This is a genomic window from candidate division WOR-3 bacterium (genome assembly GCA_039802005.1).
Lineage (GTDB): Bacteria > Hydrothermota > Tepidihabitantia > SM23-42 > JAOAFX01 > JAOAFX01.
Map to the genome: position 1 here is coordinate 102926 of JBDRVV010000001.1, position 19561 is coordinate 122486.

The following is a 19561-nucleotide window of genomic DNA, read 5'->3' on the forward strand; positions in this document are numbered from 1 at the left end:
ATTAAGTTAAAATGTCGTTTAAATCAATACCATTTATCTTTACATGAAAATTATTAACCGTAGATTCTTTATTAAGCAGCGTTAAATATTGTATCTTGATTGGTGGCAATTTGTCTTTAATCAACTTTTTATCCGTTGTAAGTTTAAGTATTGGAGATGGATTATATTTTTTTTCATTAACTTTTACATCTTTTAAGTTTGTAAATAAAATCATTTTAAGTAAACCATCCTTTATGTCTTCTAAAGAAGGTAAAATACTTTGCTTACTATGTTTACCTTCAATCAAATAAATTGAATTATCCATTATAAATACCTCATCACATGTGAAAAAATATTGCCCACCAAGAAAGTTTTTTATGTTTAATATTGCTTTTTTGCCTGTTAATTTTTCTTTAGGCTGATTGGTCACCAATTCTCTATGTTGAGCTTTGCGTGCTAAATCTCGGGATAAATTCATAAAAGAATCCTTACTTTTGACTAATTCTTGAATCCGCCTTTCTACGGTCATTGTTGAGTGCATTGAGACCTTTAAATTTTTTGATATGATTTCATAACTCTGCAAAGCCCTATTAGCGATTTCACCGACTCTACCAATGTGCGAAAGATTCCAGTGTAAAGCATCTGATTGAAAATATCTAATCTCATTTAATTTATTTTTAATGTAATTAATATCAAATTTTTGATTCGTTATTTTATTTTTAAACTTTAGATTTTTTTCAGCATCTACATAATAAGCGATAATTGTATATACGCCCAGTAAGCTCATCAGTGAGATGGTATCCCATTGGAGAAAATCTCGGTCGCCATCTTTACCTTCATCTTTCATCACCGGTATAATTGTTATCTTCTTACCCTGAAAGTTTAATGAATCATATACTCTTGCATAGGGATAAGACCTTGTTCTTTTAGGTGAAACCCACCAGCTTACAGCAACCTGCGTATTATTATCAATTTGCAAAATAAAGGTGCCATCGTGTGAGAAGGCATTGCTCAAATCTTCAATGAAATAAGTCTTTAATGTACGACATAGAAATGGAGAATATTTTATGCCGGTAATTTTAGCGGATACAACCATATTTCACACCTTCTCTAACAATGACTTCAAAGGTATCATTCTGATTGTTAAAATCCATCTGACCCTCAAAACCAACTTTTTTTCTGATTATTGGTATAAGTGATTTTTTTATTTCAATACCAATACTATTTCGCCCTAATGCCCTCGCTACTTTCATTGTGGTACCACTCCCGACGAATGGGTCTAATACCGTCTCTCCCACATATGAAAATAATTTTATTATTCTATAAGGCAATTCCTCAGGGAATGCAGCAATTTCTTTTTCCAATTCCGAACCCGGCAGTACGTTCACCATCTCCCACAATGTCATATACCATTTATTATCTGAAAATTCTTTAATATCAATTTTTGATGCTTCTCGAATATCTTTTGGAATAGACCTATAATTAAATTTCCCTTTTTGGAAAATTATTATACTCTCCAGTAGGTTATCAGGGTAATAATACATAGGATAAGGATTCTGTAATAGTACGCCACTCCTTCTGCTAATTCTCAAATATCCATCGGGTTTTTTCCAGATTATTCTGTCTCGGTATCTAAAGCCAGCACTCTGGAAAATTTTTATAGCATCGGCTACAATCGGAAATTTTTCGCCATTCACTAACATATCATCAATATTTAAAACCGCAATTCTTCCATCTTTTAAAACCCTATAAACTTCTCGTGCCACTTTATTAAGAACTCCAAGATATTGTCCGTAATTTTTGAATAAACCATTGTAGTCAAAAGGTGCATTAAAATAGGGTGGAGAGGTAACCATCAAATGTACACTTTCATCGGCAATTTCTGCCATACTCATACAGTTACCGATTATCAACTTGTGGTGAGTGCCCATTTTTACCTTGCGGTTAGAAATTCTAAATGTACCTTAAGATAGTCATCAGAAAACTCCTCGGGTAAGGGCGGGAGTTTTTTGGTCAATGCGACCGCGCGGATTGTTGATTCATTATAGATTTCATCGCCTGAGTCTTCTTCAACCCTGATATTAGAAATCACACCATTTTTATCAACTTCAAAATAGACAATTGACTTTAATATTACATCTTTATCCCGGTATGGATTATTCCAGTTCTGGGCAATTTTGTTTAATAAGATATTCAAATAATATGAATATGTAAATCCCCGACCACTGCCGGTATAAATCTGGGGTCTGATATCGGGAAGTCCATCAGGTAAGCCTTTCTTTTTTGTCTCCTTGGTCGGTTTGGACTCCTTTGTTCCTTTACTATCTTTTGTAGTTACCGCCTTCTTTTCTTCAGGTGGCTTCTTTTCTTCAACCTTTTTCTCAGGTTCTTTTATTGTAGGTGGTGGCTCGGCAGGTGGCTCAGGAATACCTGCAACCTTTGGTTGGGGTAAAGGCGCAAGGCTTACTTTATAGACTTCCATTTTGGGAATTGACTTGAATGTATTCCTTGAAGAAAGGGCAATTGTGCCAAATAAAAGAAGGTGGAGCAAAATGGAAAGGAGTGTAAAACGGTTCATTCTTCCTGTGGTATTTCAGCAACGAGTCCTAAATCCTTTACCCCTGCCTTTCTCATTCTGCCGATCACTTCAATAACAAATCCATAATCAATATCCTTATCGGCACGAAGATAAACCATAACTCCAGGTGGTTTTTTATCAAGAATCTTTTTTAATTTTGATTCAAAATCTTCGGGTTTGACCCCTTCATTTTCAATAAATACCTGTTTGTTTTCTTTTATAGATATTGTTATTCCTTCTTCGTCATGGGGCAGCGATGCATCAGTCCTTGGAAGATTGACATCGATACCTGGCGTCATCATTGGCGCGGTGATAATAAAAACGACAAGAACAGTTAAAGCAACATCAACAAGATTGGTAAAGTTTAAGTCCTGAATCAAACCGCTATTTCTATTGTTTTTCATAATGGCGGATTGGTAGGTGTTTCAATCAATCCTTTTTTCATCTTTGCAAAGACTTCACTGATAAAATTGTCAAGTTGTGAATCCAGTTTAATTATTCTACTACGTAATAGATTATTGAAAATTAATGCCGGAATTGCAACAAGGAGTCCATAAACAGTAGTAATCAATGCATCAGAAATTCCCGGTGCAACAACCGTGATATGGGCAGAGCCACGGGCACGAATCTGCAAAAATGATTCCATAATACCCCATACTGTTCCTAAAAGTCCCAAAAATGGGCTCGCAGCAACAATCGTTCCGAGTATCGGCAACCCGGATTCAAGGGTTTCTATCTCTTTAGCCTTTGTCCGTTCCATTGCAAGTTTTATATTTTCAGCAAGTTGCAGGTTGACGGGGTTGCTTGAAAATTTGAGCGATTTAAATTCATCAATGCCGTCTTTTAATATCTTCCCATATGGATTATCCATTAGCAAATGTCCAAGATTTTCCATTTCTCTTATATTTTTATGGAATTGATAACTCATCAAAAATGCCTTGCTCCGCCTGTTGGTCAGTGCCAGTTCATATAACTTTTTAAAAAACAGCGCCCAGGACCAGATAGAGAAAATAACTAAAATAATCATTATAATCTGGGCAGCAAGTCCGGATTCAATGAAGACACGGAATATATTCACTTTTTCAACCTTTCTTTTGCAAGTGAGGCTTCAGGGGCATTGGGAAACTCCTGAATTACCCTTTCAAAATATGTCTTTGCAGTCTTGGTATCTTTTGCCTCCTCGTAAATTATACCGATTTTATACAAGGCGGTGGGACGTTTGTTACTCTGGGGATATTTGTTAATTAACTCATTGAAGGTATCAACTGCGTCCTGTCTTTTTCCGAGCGAATAGTAGCATTCACCAATCCAGTACATAGCATTATCAGAAAGCGGCGAATCAGGGGCAACTTTTAGATAGGAACGAAACCCGGTTATTGCTTCGTTATAATTACCCTTCACATAATTATGATAAGCAGATTCATAAATCAATCTTGCTTCAGGGCTTACCGAAGACACATCTTCTGAATCGGCAGATACTTTTTTGCCGCGGGATAATCTTTCATTTATTTGGGTTAATTGTGATTCTTGTTCACTTAGCCTTGTATTTAACATCTCAAGTTTTTCTGCAAGTTCTTCGGATTTTGTATAATAATCCGTGCGTAATTGGGACATTTCTTTTGATTGTTGTTGTAAGATACTATCAAACTTTGCTGTATAGTATCTCAGACTATCCATTTGCCAGTTGAAATTGTTGAATCGGGTGCGACTCAGACATCCAAAACAGCAAAGGTAAATAGAAGGTAGAATAATAAGCCAGGGCTTAAAAGGGGTAATCAGGGACAGAAATCTTAAATTTCCCTGATTCCCCCTGATATTCCCTGATACTTCGTGTTCTTCCATTTTTTCTACTTCATTATTACAAATTCACAACGTCGGTTTCTTTCTAATACCTTCGGGTCTAAAGGTCTTTCTTCACCATAACTCACCGTAGATAATCTATCCGATGCAATCCCCAACATGATTAGATAATCCCTTGCTGATTTTGCCCTGCGCTCACCAAGAGCCATATTATACTCGGCAGTTCCGATCTCACAGCAGTGTCCTTCTATTATTACTTTTACTTCTGGATATATTTTAAGCATCTCGGCATTCTTTTTCAGGGTCTCAGCTGCATCCTGTCTGATGTCGGATTTATCAAAGTCAAAGAATATTCGCTCCAAAACAAGTTGTGGTCTGGTCTCCACAACGGTTGTTTCTTGAGGAACAACGACGGTTGTTTCCTCTGGAGCAGGTTCTACAGGTTTTACCACCTGCTTCTTTGGGCAACCAAAAAATACAACAGCAATTAATATTATAGGGATAGTTAGTTTAATATAGCGCATTATGCCTCCTTTCATAGGTTAATTATATTAAAATTGCATTCAAAGTCAAGAAAAATCGGTTCTGCAATGTCCTATTATTCAAAGGCTTAAATATCGGTATACCTTTTTAGACATTAAGGTATATACTGGAGTTAATTTTTTTGTGACTGGAAATCGTTTCTGTAAAAACTATTGGATAATCAGAACCGATGAACCCGAGACCTTTGAATATTTTATATTCAGTAGCGCCTGATTCGCATCTTCTAATTTGTATTCATTTATTTCAGTTCTAATCTTGAATTTCCCTACAAGATTTAAAAATTCCCGTACATTCTCTCTTGATGTATGGGCGACCGAGGTCAAAGTCTTTTCCGGATAGATATGGGAATAATCAAAGCCAGGCAAGGGCGTGGTATAGATACCCGCTGAGACCACAATCCCTCCTTTATCAATCTTTTTCAACGCCTTGACCAGCAGTTCGCCGCTGGGAGCAAAGACAATAACGGCATCGAGTAAAATTCCCATCTCGTCATCAATCCTCCCTGTCCATCTTGCCCCGAGTCTTTCGGCGAGTTTAAGTTCTTTTTCTGTCCGTGATACGACATATGTTTCTATACCGAGATGGTTACAAACCTGTAACAAGATATGGGCGCTTGAGCCAAAGCCGAATAAACCCAATTTTCCGGAATTTTTCAACCCCGTTGCCTTAAATGCCTGATAACCAATGACCCCCGCGCACAACAGTGGGGCAACTTCTTTATCATTGTAATTTTCTGGAAGCGGATATGCGAAATCTTCTTCAATAATCACATATTCAGCAAATCCACCGTCCGCATCATAGCCCGTAAACTTTGGGTTATCGCATAAATTTTCTCTTTCTGATTTACAATATTTACACTTCCCACAGGTCTTATACAACCAGGGGATACCGAGTCGGTCACCCAGTTTGTAATTTTTTGCTTCTTTACCAAGTTTATCGACCCTTCCTACAATTTGATGTCCTATAATGACCGGCATTTTATGGGCGGGTAATTCACCCTCGACTATATGCAAATCGGTTCTACATACACCACAGACATTTATCTTCAATCTAATTTCGTTATCTTTGGGCTCGGGAACAGGAAGTTTTTTGAGTATTAATGGCCGATTTTCAATTAGATCCTGTTTTTCTAACACCATTGCCTTCATTAAAACCTCTTTTTATAAATATGGCAGACTGGTTGTTGCCCTTTTTTCTCGTAATAATCCTGGTGATAATCTTCGGCTTTATAAAATTTAGAGGCGGGGAGAATTTTTGTGACGACATTATAGCCTTTTGTCCTCAATATACCGATTAATTTTTCCGCAATTTTCTTTTCTTCTTCATCATTGTAAAAAATAACGGATTTATATTGTTCGCCAATATCCGGTCCCTGTCCATCGGGCTGGGTTGGGTCATGGATCTCAAAGAATAGTTTTGCCAATTCTTCGTATGACACTTTTTCAGGGTCGTAGGTTACTTCAACGGTTTCATAATGACCGGTCTTACCGGTCTTTACATCCTGATAATTAGGATTTTGTAGCGAGCCACCCATATAACCCGATACTGCTGAGACGACCCCTTCTTTTTTGTCAAAATAATATTCAACACCCCAAAAACATCCACCAGCAAAATATGCCTTTTTCATCTTCATAAGTTTTATTTTATCTTTTTTTACCAAAAAATCAATACATTTTGGGCAATATAAGGAGTTTGGTTGACAATTCCATTAATTTGGTTATAATATAGAGTTATAAGGAGGGCTAGTCCTAATCGGTAAGGCAGCGGACTTGAAATCCGCCGGGAGCAATCCCTTGGGGGTTCGAATCCCTCGCCCTCCGTGCATAGTAAGAAAAGAAGATAAAAAGTGGTTCGTGGATTAGGGTTGAGAAGTTGGAGAGGTGGCCGAGTGGTCGAAGGCACCCGCTTGCTAAGCGGTTTCTCATCGAGAGATGGGACGGGAGTTCGAATCTCCCCCTCTCCGTTTGTAAGTGGTTATTCTGTGGGCTGTGGATATATAGAGATATTTGCTGTGGGTAAGTCTTATTTGATAATTTTTTAAAGCTTAGTAGCAGAGTTTACTCTGCAGTTAATTATCATAAATTTTATGAAGCAAGAAATAAGAGTCAGGATAGCGCCGAGCCCTACCGGTTTTTTTCACATTGGTAGCGCAAGAACTGCTTTATACAACTGGCTATTCGCACGCCATCATAATGGTAAATTTATTTTAAGAATTGAAGATACAGATGCAACCCGTTCTTCAAAAGAAATGACAAAAGTAATCATTGATTCATTAAACTGGCTTAAACTTGATTGGGATGAGGGACCGGAAAAAGGTGGAGATTACAGTCCTTATTTTCAGTCAGAGCGCAAAGAGATATATAAAGAATATGCAAAAAAACTTATTGAGGAAAATAAGGCATACTGGTGCTATTGTACTCCAGAAGAAATAGAAAGAGAAAGAGCCGAATTTTTCAATAAAAAAATGAACTGGCAACATCGTTGTCGCGAGAAATTTTCACAAGAAGAAATAAATAGACGAAAAAATACCGGGATAGTTCCAGCATTGAGATTTGTTGTGCCACTTGATAAAAAAATTATATTTACTGATATCATACACGGAGAAGTTGAAAAAGAATCTGCCGCTATTGAAGATTTTGTAATTATGAAATCCGATGGAATGCCAACATACAATTTTGCATGTGTAATAGACGACTTCCTAATGAAGATCAATTATGTTATTCGTGGTGTTGAACATATCGCTAATACACCAAAACAAATACTACTATATAATGCATTTAATATGCCTGTCCCACATTTTGCCCATTTGCCGGTAATTCTTGGTAAAGACAAAAAGAAACTATCAAAAAGACTCGGTGCCCGTTCGGTCCTCGAATATAAAGAAGAAGGGTATCTATCAGATGCCCTGATAAATTTTCTTGCATTACTCGGTTGGTCTCCAGGTGGTGATGAAGAAATTATGACCCGAGAGCGAATGGTAGAGCTTTTTTCTCTTGAGAGGATAAACCCCGCAAACGCAATATACGATGAGGCAAAATTAGAATGGTTGAATAACCATTATATAATTAATCGCATTGACGAAAAAAGCTTTCTTACAAACATATTGCCGTTTTTATTTTCAACCGGATTTTTAACTGAAGATGATTATAATAAAAGAAAAGAATGGGTTGACCGTGTATGTCTATTGATGAGACCAAGATTGAAGGTTTTTAAAGATATTGCCAAGGCAAAATATTTTTTCACCGATGATTTTGAATATGAGCCCGAGGCATTAAAAAAATATTTCAATGAAAAAAGTGTATTATTGGTTAAGGAATTCAATCAAAGATTAGAAATAATAAAAGACTTTAATGCCAAGGACATAGAAGAAACTTTGAGAGATTATTGTACTAATAAACAGATAAAGGCAAAAGAGTTAATCCATCCATTAAGGGTTTATATTACGGGCACTGAGGCAGGGCCAGGACTTTTTGAAACTATGGAATTAATCGGTAGGGAAAGATGTATAAAAAGGATAACACAGATAATCGAAAAATATGAAAATAGAGCAATTTGAAAATAATGTTCAGAAAAGGGGAATTGAGGCGTATCTTAGTCTTCCCGCATTTTTATCCATTGTTTCATCGGCAATTGAAACATTTAAGAAAGAAACTATCGGCTATCTGGTCGGGGTTAAAGGGGAAAATAAATATGTTGTTGAGTATGCAATACCATATCAAACTGCGGATAGTGGATTTGCCCATGTTACGGTTGATTTAAAAAGGGTGGAAAGGGTTAATTCAATATTAAGATTATTATCTGAGGGATTAGAATATATTGGTGAGTTTCATTCTCACACTGCATTTGGAGAGACAAAGGCATATACCACACCCTCGGGAGAGGATTTGTTGACAACCGTTCCGGGTGAATTGAATATTATCTGTGCGGTAAATTCAAAGAAACGGTCTGTGAAGTGGTATGAAGATAAAAGGGGTGTACTTATCGGGACTGTGGATGAATACAGGATTGAAATTGGCGGTTATTTTGTCAAAAAACCTACGGTGGGCAAAAAATACCAAAGGGTGCGAATAAAATGTCCGTCCGTAACCGGAATCGGAGCGAAAAAATAGATGGAGATATTTGGTATTGGTATTGACTTAATTGAGGTTGCAAGGATAAAATTGGCGATTGAAAAACATAAAAAATTTGTTGATAAAATATTTTCACCTGAAGAACTCAGATACTCCGAGCGAGGTGTTTTTCGTTATGAAGAACTTGCCGGAAGGTTTGCGGCGAAAGAGGCCGTTTTAAAATCAATTAAAGTTGGATGGCGTCAAGGTATAAGTTTCCGAAATGTTGTGGTGTTGAATGAGAAAAGCGGTGCCCCTTATGTTGTTTTATCCGGTCGGGCAAAAGAGATATGTGAGGAATTAAGGATAACCAAAATATTTGTCAGTATTAGCCATACCAAAGAACTGGCAATAGGAATGGCAATATCAACAATTTAAGAAAGGAGTGATAAATGAAAAAAATCGTATTTTTATTTGATGGACAGGGTGCGTTTAAACCCGGCATAGGCAGGGAATTGTATAATAAATATCCACAGGCAAAACAAATAATTGAACAGGGCTGTGAGGTTCTTGGTTATGACATAAAAGAATATCTATGGGGTGAAAAGGTGAGTCAGACAAGCAGCCTAACGAGTATTGCCCAGCCTGCGATTAGCCTTGTTTCACTTGCCTATGCAAACATTTTAATGGATAGAGGAATTGCGGGCGATGTGTCATTGGGACATAGTTTAGGTGAGGCAACTGCAATAGTTTATTGCGGCATAACAAATTTTACGGACGGAATCCTTATGATTAAAAAAAGAGGTGAGGTTATGGAAAAAGGTGGAAAACAGGGTGGAATGATGGCGATAATCAACCTTGACCCGAATGTTCTTGAACAGGAATGCCGCAGAGTGAGTGATGAGATTAAAGAGCCCGTGGTGATTGCAAATATAAATGCACCAAATCAGATTGTGATATCTGGTTCAAAGGCGGGGATTCAAATGGTCGCTCAATTTGCCGCAAAAAATCGTGCACGGGGAATTCCGCTTGATGTCGGGGGTGCGTGGCATAGCCCTTATCTTAAAGAAGCATCAGAGGAATTCAGCTCATTTCTCGACAAAATTGAATTCAAATCACCGCAACATAAATTTTATTCTGTAGTTGAACAAAAGCTCCTTTCGTCTGCTGGAGAAGTGAAAGATTCTCTGAAAAAACAGATGCTGGCAAGGGTTGACTGGGTTGGTGCAATAAATAATTTAAAATCATTGGGTTATGAAAATTTTCTTGAGATTGGTCCAAGTAAAATATTAAAAGATCTGGTGAACAAAATTGATCCAGCATTAAAGTGTGAGTCGGTTGCCCTTTATACCGATATAGAAACAGTTATTCAGAATTTAGGATAAAGAATGAAAATCGGACTCATTGGTTGTGGCCGTGTTGGGTTGACCTTCGCCTATTTTTTAAGAAAGAAAGATATTCTTTACGGTGTTTTTGACAAAAATAAAAATGCATTAAAGAGAGCGGTGCAGATTCTTCAGATAAAAAGGAATCCTGAATATGTAGATTTGATAAGAAACTCCAATGTTCTACTATTTGCCACACCGGATGACGAACTAATAAATGCCTATAATAAAGCAGAAAGGTATATAACTGAAACGAAACATTTATTCCATTTCAGCGGGGTATTACCAGCAGAAATATTTCCAAAAAAAAAGAAAATCTATCGGGCATCGCTCCATCCTTTTGCTTCTTTTCCAAAGGTCGTAATACCGCCGAGAAGAAATAGATATATCCTTTTTGTCCAGGGTGACAAAGAGTCAATTAAAGTCGCGCACGCTATTTTCCCTAAAAAGAATTTTAAAATGCGCAAAATAGACAAAAGGCAAAAACCGCTATATCATTTATTGGGCGTATTTTCAAGTAATTTTGTGGTTAGTTTGAGCGAGGCGATACATATATTGCTAAAGAAATTAAGGTGGAAGGACACAGAATTTGAAGAGGTCGTTCTGCCAATGATTTTTGATTCTTTCAATAATGTTAAAAAATATGGTGTAAAAATGGGGTTGACCGGCCCCCTTATTCGTGGTGATTTGAAAACGATTGAGAAACATTTAGAAACATTGAAAAAGGACCAAGAATTGTCTTACATATATCGCGCCCTTTCTTACTTAATAATAAAATATGCACCGGCTAAAACTCAAAAGCGATTAAAGGAAATTCTAAATATCAATTGACTTTTTCATAAAAAGAAATAGAATATGCTATGTTCAGAATTTTTAAGTATTTTGTTGGTCTGATTGTTATTTCATTTTTATTCTGCGCCCATAAAGGTCCGCCACTGCGCATAGACCGCATAGACCCCGGGTTAAAAAAAATTACCCCAATAAATGAGCATCAAATTCTTCTATTTTTTTCTGAAGAACTTGATACGCTTAGTATTAAACCTGAAAATTTTACAATCTATACCGAACAGGATACCTTAAAAATAATATCGGTAACTCCTGGCAATACTCCAGACCAGATCTCTTTATATACACAAAAGATGACAAAGATTGAATATTTTATAGAAGGGCGGGTTTATGATTTAGCAAAGAGGGTTGGCATTTTTAAAACAAAATTTACTGGCTCAATAAAACCTGACACAATTTCGCCTGTAATATACAGTTATTCAAAAGGATTTAAACTAAAAAATTTTTATATTGAATTCTCTGAACCGGTTGACACGACTGCTATTATATTTTATGTCTTTCCCAAGCGGAAGATGGCTAAAGACTGGTATTATATGAAAAAACTATATCTTAAACCTGAAAGTGATTCATTAAATTATGATACTACATATTATCTATTTCTCAAGGAAATAAAAGATTTGAGCGGCAATCCCGGGGCACCTTTTGTTACAACAATTACGCCCGACACCATTTATAATCCAATTTTTATAAGAGGCAGGGCGGTATTAAATGATACGTTGCTTATCAGGGGGATAGCGCTGATTGGTTATGAAAAGATTTTAGGTATAAGCATGATTGAGCGCGGTGAGTTTTTGTTTGAGGTGCGTGATAGTTTGAAATATTTGATTCAAGTCTTCGGCGAAGGGTGTTATGGTGTTGACTCGGTATCCGCATCAGATACGAATATAATCAGGGTCGCGCCTGGAGTCTTTAACCTTGATTCAATTATTAATTAGTATCTCTGCAATCGTTTTATGTATAATGCTATACCACAAAAGATTAATACAATTATTACTAAGAGTTTTCGCCATAATCTTATTATACCTTTTGATAACGAACTTCTCCATTCATTTTACAAAAACAACTGAATTATCATCCCCGGTATTACTCATGGATGTTTCGCCAAGTATGAAAAGATATTTCAGAGAAATATTATCGGAAGTTGATTCGATGAGATTAACATTCAATAAGCTTTTCTTCAGCGAGGCGGTTTATTCAGACACAATTGGTATAAAGCCAAGGTTTACCAACATTACTGGTGCATTGCGATACGCTGAAGAACTTTCCCCGTCAAGTATTATTCTGATTTCGGATGGCAATCACAATTTTGGACCTGCACCAGAAGAGATTTTTGACAATTTCAAGACGCCTGTTTATTGTTTTGCTGCAGGCAATAAATATATTAAAGACCAGTCAATTGTAGATGTATTTTATTCTGATTACACATTTCTAAATGATACGGTTAAAATTGAGGTTGTACTCGAAACAAGGGGGTTAGGTGGTAAGATCGGTAGGATTGATTTAAAAAGTGATGGGATACAAATTACGAGGGATTATAAGTTATCTGAAGAGGTGTCACGACAATCAATTGAATTTAGGGTTTTGCCCAATAAAATTGGTGAACAAAAATTTAATGTTGTTCTCAGACCTCAGGTTGATGAATCTGATTATAACAACAATGATTTTAATTTTGTAATAAAGGTATTTGAACGTAAGATTTTAGTGCTTTATTATACAGACCATCCTTCTTTCAACACACAATTTATCATAAATTTTCTTAAAAGAAATATTGATGTGGAATATGCGGAGATAATTCGTATTTCAAAAGATAAGTACCTTACTAAAGGGAGAGGTGTTAATAATGGTAATATAGATTTAAACAAGTTTGATATAATGATTATTGATAATGTTGATGGAAATTTAAATTGGGATTTAAAAGATTTTCTTAATGGTGGTAAGGGAATTCTTATTATGGGAAATATCACCGGGATGAATAATGTTTTAAACGAAATTCTACCTTTTTCGGTAACTGGTTCGCAACTTGAGGAAGAATTACGGATTAAGATTTTATTACCGTTTTCGGTACTTTCACCTAAAGAAGAATATGCACCAGTCTCAAAGATAAATCGTGCCCTGGGTGTGAAACAGAATACAACACTTATAGCCCGGGCAGGTGAATTCCCTTTGATTGGCTACCGAAAGGTTGGCAATGGCGTTGTTTTTCAAATCAATGTTTCAGAACTTGGCATATGGCATTTTACGCAAATTAATTTAAAAAATAAAGATATTTTGAATCCGTTGATTGAGGATGTTTTAAGATTTCTCTCACCTTATGGAAAAAGTGAACGGTTATTAATGAGAACAGCAAAAAATCAGTATCGGATTGGTGAACAGATAAAGATTGAATTGAAGGCATATGACCAAAATCTTCTGCCCGGCACGGGAGGCGAATTTTATATTAATTTTCAAAATAAAAAAATTCCTTTCTTTGAGGTAAAACCAGGAATATATGAAACATCCTTTTTTTCTGAGAACCCCGGCGAATTTGTTATATCTGCAATGGGCAATCTTTATAATGATACATTGAGGAGTAATAAATTAAATTTAAAGATTGTTGAAATCGAGACCGAGCCCGAGGAATTGGTCAATGAGCAATTGCTTGAAAAAATTGCATTGAAAACCAACGGCGGATATTACGATATTTCTCAATTGAAGAAATTTAATCTCATTGAAAATAAAAAAAGATATGAACTTGTAAAATTTTCCTTTGATAGACCGATTTTTTATTTTTTGATATTTCTCTTAATTCTTATTGACTGGATTATCAGAAAAAAAGGAGGTTCGATATGACACCGCAAGACCTTGTTGCAAAAGGATTCACTCCTGAATGGGCAGTTTTTTTCACCTCAATGATTCCGGTTGTGGAATTGCGTGGTGCATTACCACTGGCGATAAATCTATTCAAAATTCCCTGGCAAAAGGCATTTATTATCTCTTTTATTGGGAATATACTTCCTGTTCCTTTTATTTTACTTTTTTTAAAACCGGTTACTGATTTATTATGTAAGGTATATCTGTTTAAAAGATTTTTTGACTGGTTATTTAGCAAAACCAGAAAGAAGAGCAGGGTGATTGAAAAATATGAAGAACTTGGACTTCTTATATTTGTTGCAATTCCTCTGCCGGGGACTGGAGCCTGGACTGGTGCCCTGCTTGCTTATTTAATGGGGCTTGATTTCAAAAAGTCAATATTTTTCATCGGTATTGGAGTATTTATTGCGGGTGTGATTGTAACTTCTCTATGTCTTATCGGCTGGATAGGTGCAATAATTGCTGTATGTGCAATGGTGATTTTTGTATTGATAAGGATATTTTATTAAAAACTACATAATCAAACTCATTCCAATACCGGTGAGTATTGGAACTGAAAAATTGTCATCCCAGGGAAGAGGCAGGGCTTCAAATATCGTTGACATAAGAGCACCAGAAAAGAGAATCCATAACGGTACGTTTAATAAAGAATGGAGAATAATAACAACAATTAAATTTGAACAAAAATAGGCTATGCTTCCAATGAGTGTTTTTTTAAATAATTTTGGTCCTCTTATATTCTGTCCGAACATTGCAGCAAATGTATCGCCGACAATGACAAAAGTACAGGCAGAAATTACAATGGGACGGGAGAATAGTAATGCCGTAATCAAACAACCTAATAATAAAAATGTTGCACCGCTAAGATTTGTTAATTCTCTTCTCCTTAAAAAAGAACCGAAGAAAAGGATAAATCCTTCTTTCACACCATTTACATGAAGACGAATAAAGTCAACCGCAACAATGACTACTGTTACAATGATTAGTAAAGATCTTGCTGATGGCTGGGGTAGAAGATAATATAAGACTGGTATAAAGATTGCCCAGAGGTTCATTAATTTACGAAAAATTTCAGCCTTAAGCATTATTTTTTATTAAAATTCAATACCGGCAGAGAATTTGTTTGATATCCCAAGATCCTGGTGGGTTATGAGACCATAATCAAAGGTTAGTTTTTTATATTTTAAACCCACACCTGCGGTATAACGATTATTACTTTTACCCAGCCTTCCATAAATTTTATTTTGATATGCAATTTCTATTCCATTATTCAACATAAAATCATTTAAAGAAAGGTCTTTTACAATATCTGATTCTATTGTCAAAACTAAATTCATTTTTGTTATAGGAATATTCGGTGCTATGCCAAGGCATATCTTGGGTGATATATACTCCTTTGTTTCGCTTTCCCAGTAGATAGGGGCAAGAACAAAATCACGTATGCTAATACCGGCATTTAGATTGCTTAAATTCAATTTCAATCCGATATCAAACCCGCCACCAATACCGGTGAGTACCGCGAGGTCGCGATAATATATTTTCAGATTCATTCCATAAGAAAAAATATTTTTTAATTTACTGAAATTTAGATAAAAGACCATATCCTTTGTTGATACTGTATCATAAGGAATGGGTATATTTTCATCCCCGGGCTGTTTGGTTGTATCGGGAAGGGTTGTTAATTTAATGCTGCCGACATAAACCATTTGAGCCCCGACACCATAAATAATACTTTCCTTTGGAATAACTATAGCACCAAACTCATTTTTTACAATACCGGCAAAATTCTCTGCATGCATAATGTGAAGGGATTTATTAATGAGAAACGAACCTGCAGGGTTTAAAACAATATAACTTGGGTCAATGCCCTGTGCAACGCCGGTACCACCCATACCGCAAGTCCTTCCGCCAACGATTAACTCCTGAAATTCACCTGCATATTTTGTGCCGAAACAAAGACTGACACAAAAAAAGATTGTGCCCATAAAACAAAGACAAAAATTATTAATTTTTATGTTCCTATACATTTTACAACACCCCTTAAATATTTTTTTACCCTTGCGCCATGCCCGTGGCGAGCCCTGACAGTTATTCTGAATTCATATTCCCCGGGTGGCACAACATTACCTTTATCATCCAGTCCATCCCAGACAATTAGAACTTCACCGGCAGGTTTTTTTAATCCGTCTATCAAATTTGCTATTTTCTGTCCTGCCTGATTATAGATATCAATATCAATCCTTGCTTCGTCTGTAACATATAGTGCCAGTGTTGTTCCTGGTTGTTTCGCCGAGAAAACGGATGGGAAACAACCAACAAATATTGCGTCTATTGAAATCCAGAGATACTGTCCGCCTTCTTTTTCGGTGATAAAAACCTGACCATATCGTCTTCCAATAGTAATACCACGCGGTGAATGGAATTCTCCCTGTCCAACCCCGGTTCTTCCTTCAGATATTATATATGTTAAATTACGATCAAACTTATGTATCTGGTCATTTTTCTCATCGGTCACATATATATTCCCAAAGTAATCAATCGCGCAATACAGAAAGTTCGCTTCAGCAAGACCAATTTCAAAACTATATAATGAGTTCAAAAATCTCCCAGAAGTCGCAAATCTGGATACCCTTTTACCATCGTTATCAATTATCACAATAAACTCATCTTTATAATGGTTATTAGGTGCATCTGCATCAATTACTTCAATGCCCATTGGATGGAAGATTTCACCATAAGATTGCCCTTCTCTGCCAAAAGATCTCAATAGAGAATCTGCAGGAGAATAAACATATATTTTTGAGTTATCGTAATCTGTGATATATAAGTTATTCTTTGAATCAAGGGATACATCAAATGGCCTGCCTGGAAGTTGTATCTCGCCAATCAACTCTAATTTACCTTTTGCGTATTGCAATTTTACAACCCTCTTATTTCCAAAATCAGCAACACATACTAAACCATCTTCATTGGCAGTTATTCCTTTGGGCTGGGAAAACATTTTCTCATTTCCAAATAATTTTACAGCCGATAACCCAATATTATAAACAATTTGTCCTGAGCCGGAATTCACTGCAAAGACGGTTAATTCATCATCGTCTTTCTTTGTCTTTGGGTCATCAAGTTCTTTTAACTTTACTGCGGCAATACCCTGAGGGTCATTGTAATCGAAATTTGGTCCGATATACAATCTTAAATAATACTTTGATGCACGATAAAAACCAAATGTATGTTCAAATGGTGGTACTGCCAGGGTTTGGGGCTGATACTGGCAGATAATGAAAAAAATTAACCTGAACACTTGATAATTATAAAGATTTTTTGCCATTTGTCAATAAACAAATACCATTGACATTATAATAAAAATTTATAAAATAATCAATATATGCAACAGACGATAGTTTTAGATAATAATATAGAAGGGCTAGTTGAAATTATTGTTTCAAGGGGACAGACCTGGGGATCTCCATTGATTATCGGTTATTTAAGAAATTGTACAAATGTTTCTGATATATTCCTGGCTGATTTGGTACCACATTTGATAAAAAGAACCGGTTGAAGCAGAATGATATTTTTTTATATTGCCGCCCTTATCTATGCCATTATATCGGCGCGGGGAATTTTACAATATAATATTGATATCAGATTTGGCTATGTATTACTGGGTGTAGTAATTGCATATTTTTTACTATACACGCTGAGAAAAAAAATTCAATTACATCACACGTTAATTGCGGGTATCATACTGAATCTATTAATTCAGTTAACGGGTGGATTAAAATCGCCATTTTTTTTACTGTACTTTCCAGCCATACCAATTATTGGTTATAAAGAAACTCAAAAACATTACTGGATTTTTGCTGGTATATTGTGTTTGACGGAATTAAGTTCAAGTATCTTTAAAAAACAATTTAACCCCTTTTCTATTATATTTTTTGTAATTACCATTATTGTGACAGCGGTAATAATTGATAAGATAACTAAACGTGAAGATAAACTAAAAAAATCTTTAGCACGATATGAAGCAAGGGATTATTTCTTTGGACCCGCAAATTTTGAAGCAAAAAATCTTATCACATCAATAAAGGATATTGACCGTCATCCCGGGATTGAAAGGCCATTACTTTTTTATGTAAAATTTGTTCATAGTATTTTTAAATCTCATACCACTGCAATTTTTTCTTATAATGAAGATAAACTCATTCTTGTGCAGGGTTTTTCTTGTTCAGAATTATTCCTCTCTGACTCTGTAATAAATGTGGAGAGGGGACTATATCGCCAGATAATCTTAGAAAAGAAATCTGTGCTTATAAAAGAATTTGTTCAGAGCTCGGAAGAACTCGGTTATTATCGTGGTGATGTCAGAATTAATTCGGTAATGATTGCGCCAGTTTTAATACTCGATAGAGTGGAAGGTATTTTTGTTGTTGACCGCAGGGGAGATGGTTTCACCGATGAAGACAAGATTCTTTTTGATGAAGCAACGAAGGGAATAGGATTTTTGATTTCAATGCTGAGATTGTATGAAAAAGAACGATATGAATCTAAATATCTTTCTTCTATTGCAGAACTTGCGCGCAGATTGCAACGCGGATTGGAATTAAAGACCATTGTTAGCGATACAGTAAGATCGTTTAAAGCCGTCTTAAATTGTGATGAGTTATCCATTGCCTCAGTAGATGAATTGAATAATCAGGGAACGGTTCTTGAATCTACCTATCTCAAAGAAAATACAAAATTCGGGCTCGATGAAGGGCTTGTGGGATTGGTTGTTAGACATCGTAACTATATAATGAAAGAAGATTTGAGTGAAGGTAATCTGATTGTATTAAAGAAAGGTGAGAAGAAAAATCGCGGGTCATTTCTTGGTGTACCGGTCAAGGGAGATAATGAAGTCCTCGGGGTGATATGGCTTGAGGACCACAGACGAAAAAGATTTGGTGAGGAGGATGTTGAGGCATTACACATACTCGCCTCTCAGCTTACCCTTGCCTGGCAGAGGGCAATCCTTTATGAGAGGGTAAAAGAACTTTCAATAAGGGATGGCCTTACTGGTTTATATAACCACAGGCATTTTCAGGAATTGCTTGAACAGGAGATAAAAAAACAAAAAGAATTTGTCCTTATGTTATTTGACATAGATTATTTTAAAAAGATAAATGATACATATGGACATCAGGCAGGTGACGAGGTTTTGAAATTCATCGGAAGATTGATTTCGCAAACTGGCATTGCCGGTCGATATGGTGGAGAAGAATTTGCAATAATACTTCCTAATAGTAATTTGAAGAAAGGGGTTGAAATTGCGGTGAGGTTAAAGGACCATATCAATAAATCTGAGGTGCTATTTAATCAGGTGAAGATAAAATTTACAATAAGTGTTGGTATTGCTCACTATCCAAAAGATGCAAAGAATAGGGTTGATCTCATAGAGCAGGCTGACCGGGCCCTATATTCAGCAAAAGAAACAGGCAGGAATAAAATCGTTATTGCAAAATCATTGAATGAAAAAAAATCTAATAATTGACAAA

Annotated in this window: 22 protein-coding genes and 2 tRNA genes; 12 read left to right on the forward strand and 12 right to left on the reverse strand. The window is 36.0% G+C overall.

All coding sequences use genetic code 11. From position 1 onward, the window contains the following. Position 1 precedes the first annotated feature (1 nt). The 9 genes from ABIL69_00480 to msrA all read right to left on the reverse strand — a co-directional run bounded on the left by ABIL69_00480 (position 2) and on the right by msrA (position 6533). Positions 2–1075, reverse strand: a complete 1074-nt coding sequence (locus ABIL69_00480) for a hypothetical protein (protein ID MEO0122471.1) — start codon at positions 1073–1075, stop codon at positions 2–4. Next, on the reverse strand, positions 1059–1874 hold the full coding sequence (locus ABIL69_00485) for a site-specific DNA-methyltransferase (GenBank protein MEO0122472.1): 816 nt from the start codon (positions 1872–1874) through the stop codon (positions 1059–1061). Before ABIL69_00485 ends, ABIL69_00480 begins: the two co-directional genes overlap by 17 nt. 38 nt (positions 1875–1912) lie before the next feature. After that, a complete protein-coding gene (locus tag ABIL69_00490) occupies positions 1913–2557 on the reverse strand; it encodes a TonB family protein (protein ID MEO0122473.1) in 645 nt (214 codons plus the stop codon). Next, positions 2554–2961, reverse strand: a complete 408-nt coding sequence (locus tag ABIL69_00495) for a biopolymer transporter ExbD (GenBank protein MEO0122474.1) — start codon at positions 2959–2961, stop codon at positions 2554–2556. The genes ABIL69_00490 and ABIL69_00495 overlap by 4 nt, the downstream gene beginning before the upstream one ends. Then, positions 2958–3635 (reverse strand): MotA/TolQ/ExbB proton channel family protein, encoded by a 678-nt coding sequence (locus tag ABIL69_00500; protein MEO0122475.1) that lies wholly within the window; start codon positions 3633–3635, stop codon positions 2958–2960. The genes ABIL69_00495 and ABIL69_00500 overlap by 4 nt, the downstream gene beginning before the upstream one ends. Further along, positions 3632–4399, reverse strand: a complete 768-nt coding sequence (gene ybgF, locus ABIL69_00505; protein MEO0122476.1) for a tol-pal system protein YbgF — start codon at positions 4397–4399, stop codon at positions 3632–3634. The genes ABIL69_00500 and ybgF overlap by 4 nt, the downstream gene beginning before the upstream one ends. 5 nt (positions 4400–4404) lie before the next feature. Next, positions 4405–4896: an OmpA family protein gene (locus ABIL69_00510; protein MEO0122477.1), complete on the reverse strand. Its 492-nt coding sequence runs from the start codon at positions 4894–4896 to the stop codon at positions 4405–4407. 153 nt (positions 4897–5049) lie between these two features. Continuing rightward, complete coding sequence (locus ABIL69_00515; GenBank protein ID MEO0122478.1) at positions 5050–6048, reverse strand: zinc-dependent alcohol dehydrogenase family protein; 999 nt, start codon at positions 6046–6048, stop codon at positions 5050–5052. Then, on the reverse strand, positions 6048–6533 hold the full coding sequence (gene msrA, locus ABIL69_00520; GenBank protein MEO0122479.1) for a peptide-methionine (S)-S-oxide reductase MsrA: 486 nt from the start codon (positions 6531–6533) through the stop codon (positions 6048–6050). Before msrA ends, ABIL69_00515 begins: the two co-directional genes overlap by 1 nt. Before the next feature lie 103 nt (positions 6534–6636). On the opposite strand from msrA, the gene ABIL69_00525 reads away from it, so the two are divergent. The 10 genes from ABIL69_00525 (at position 6637) to ABIL69_00570 (ending at position 14539) form a co-directional block, all read left to right on the forward strand. Further along, positions 6637–6720 (forward strand) — tRNA-Ser (locus tag ABIL69_00525). A gap of 54 nt (positions 6721–6774) precedes the next feature. Next, positions 6775–6863: transfer RNA gene (locus ABIL69_00530), tRNA-Ser, on the forward strand. Between the two features lie 123 nt (positions 6864–6986). Then, a complete protein-coding gene (gene gltX, locus ABIL69_00535) occupies positions 6987–8456 on the forward strand; it encodes a glutamate--tRNA ligase (GenBank protein MEO0122480.1) in 1470 nt (489 codons plus the stop codon). After that, positions 8437–9009: a Mov34/MPN/PAD-1 family protein gene (locus ABIL69_00540; protein ID MEO0122481.1), complete on the forward strand. Its 573-nt coding sequence runs from the start codon at positions 8437–8439 to the stop codon at positions 9007–9009. The genes gltX and ABIL69_00540 overlap by 20 nt, the downstream gene beginning before the upstream one ends. Beyond that, a complete protein-coding gene (gene acpS, locus ABIL69_00545) occupies positions 9010–9387 on the forward strand; it encodes a holo-ACP synthase (protein ID MEO0122482.1) in 378 nt (125 codons plus the stop codon). Positions 9388–9401: 14 nt separating this feature from the next. Next, complete coding sequence (locus ABIL69_00550) at positions 9402–10334, forward strand: ACP S-malonyltransferase (GenBank protein MEO0122483.1); 933 nt, start codon at positions 9402–9404, stop codon at positions 10332–10334. A gap of 3 nt (positions 10335–10337) precedes the next feature. After that, positions 10338–11165, forward strand: coding sequence for a DUF2520 domain-containing protein (locus ABIL69_00555; protein ID MEO0122484.1), 828 nt, complete (start codon positions 10338–10340; stop codon positions 11163–11165). 29 nt (positions 11166–11194) lie between these two features. Then, on the forward strand, positions 11195–12115 hold the full coding sequence (locus ABIL69_00560) for an Ig-like domain-containing protein (GenBank protein ID MEO0122485.1): 921 nt from the start codon (positions 11195–11197) through the stop codon (positions 12113–12115). A gap of 172 nt (positions 12116–12287) precedes the next feature. Further along, positions 12288–14009 carry a hypothetical protein gene (locus ABIL69_00565; GenBank protein MEO0122486.1) on the forward strand — a complete coding sequence of 574 codons (1722 nt, stop codon included), beginning with the start codon at positions 12288–12290 and terminating at the stop codon, positions 14007–14009. Continuing rightward, the gene (locus tag ABIL69_00570) at positions 14006–14539 is read left to right on the forward strand and encodes a small multi-drug export protein (GenBank protein ID MEO0122487.1); all 534 of its coding nucleotides are present in this window, start codon (positions 14006–14008) and stop codon (positions 14537–14539) included. The genes ABIL69_00565 and ABIL69_00570 overlap by 4 nt, the downstream gene beginning before the upstream one ends. Positions 14540–14542: 3 nt before the next feature. On the opposite strand, the gene ABIL69_00575 is transcribed toward ABIL69_00570, so the two are convergent. The 3 genes from ABIL69_00575 to ABIL69_00585 are packed head-to-tail and all read right to left on the reverse strand — an operon-like array spanning position 14543 to position 17331. After that, on the reverse strand, positions 14543–15115 hold the full coding sequence (locus ABIL69_00575) for a hypothetical protein (protein ID MEO0122488.1): 573 nt from the start codon (positions 15113–15115) through the stop codon (positions 14543–14545). 9 nt (positions 15116–15124) lie between these two features. Beyond that, positions 15125–16057 (reverse strand): hypothetical protein, encoded by a 933-nt coding sequence (locus ABIL69_00580; protein MEO0122489.1) that lies wholly within the window; start codon positions 16055–16057, stop codon positions 15125–15127. Further along, positions 16042–17331 carry a FlgD immunoglobulin-like domain containing protein gene (locus ABIL69_00585; GenBank protein MEO0122490.1) on the reverse strand — a complete coding sequence of 430 codons (1290 nt, stop codon included), beginning with the start codon at positions 17329–17331 and terminating at the stop codon, positions 16042–16044. Before ABIL69_00585 ends, ABIL69_00580 begins: the two co-directional genes overlap by 16 nt. A gap of 84 nt (positions 17332–17415) precedes the next feature. Between ABIL69_00585 and ABIL69_00590 the strand changes: the two genes are divergently transcribed. After that, entirely contained in the window at positions 17416–17589 is a 174-nt protein-coding gene (locus ABIL69_00590) for a hypothetical protein (protein ID MEO0122491.1), read from the forward strand. Positions 17590–17595: 6 nt separating this feature from the next. Continuing rightward, entirely contained in the window at positions 17596–19557 is a 1962-nt protein-coding gene (locus ABIL69_00595) for a diguanylate cyclase (GenBank protein ID MEO0122492.1), read from the forward strand. Positions 19558–19561: the final 4 nt, after the last annotated feature.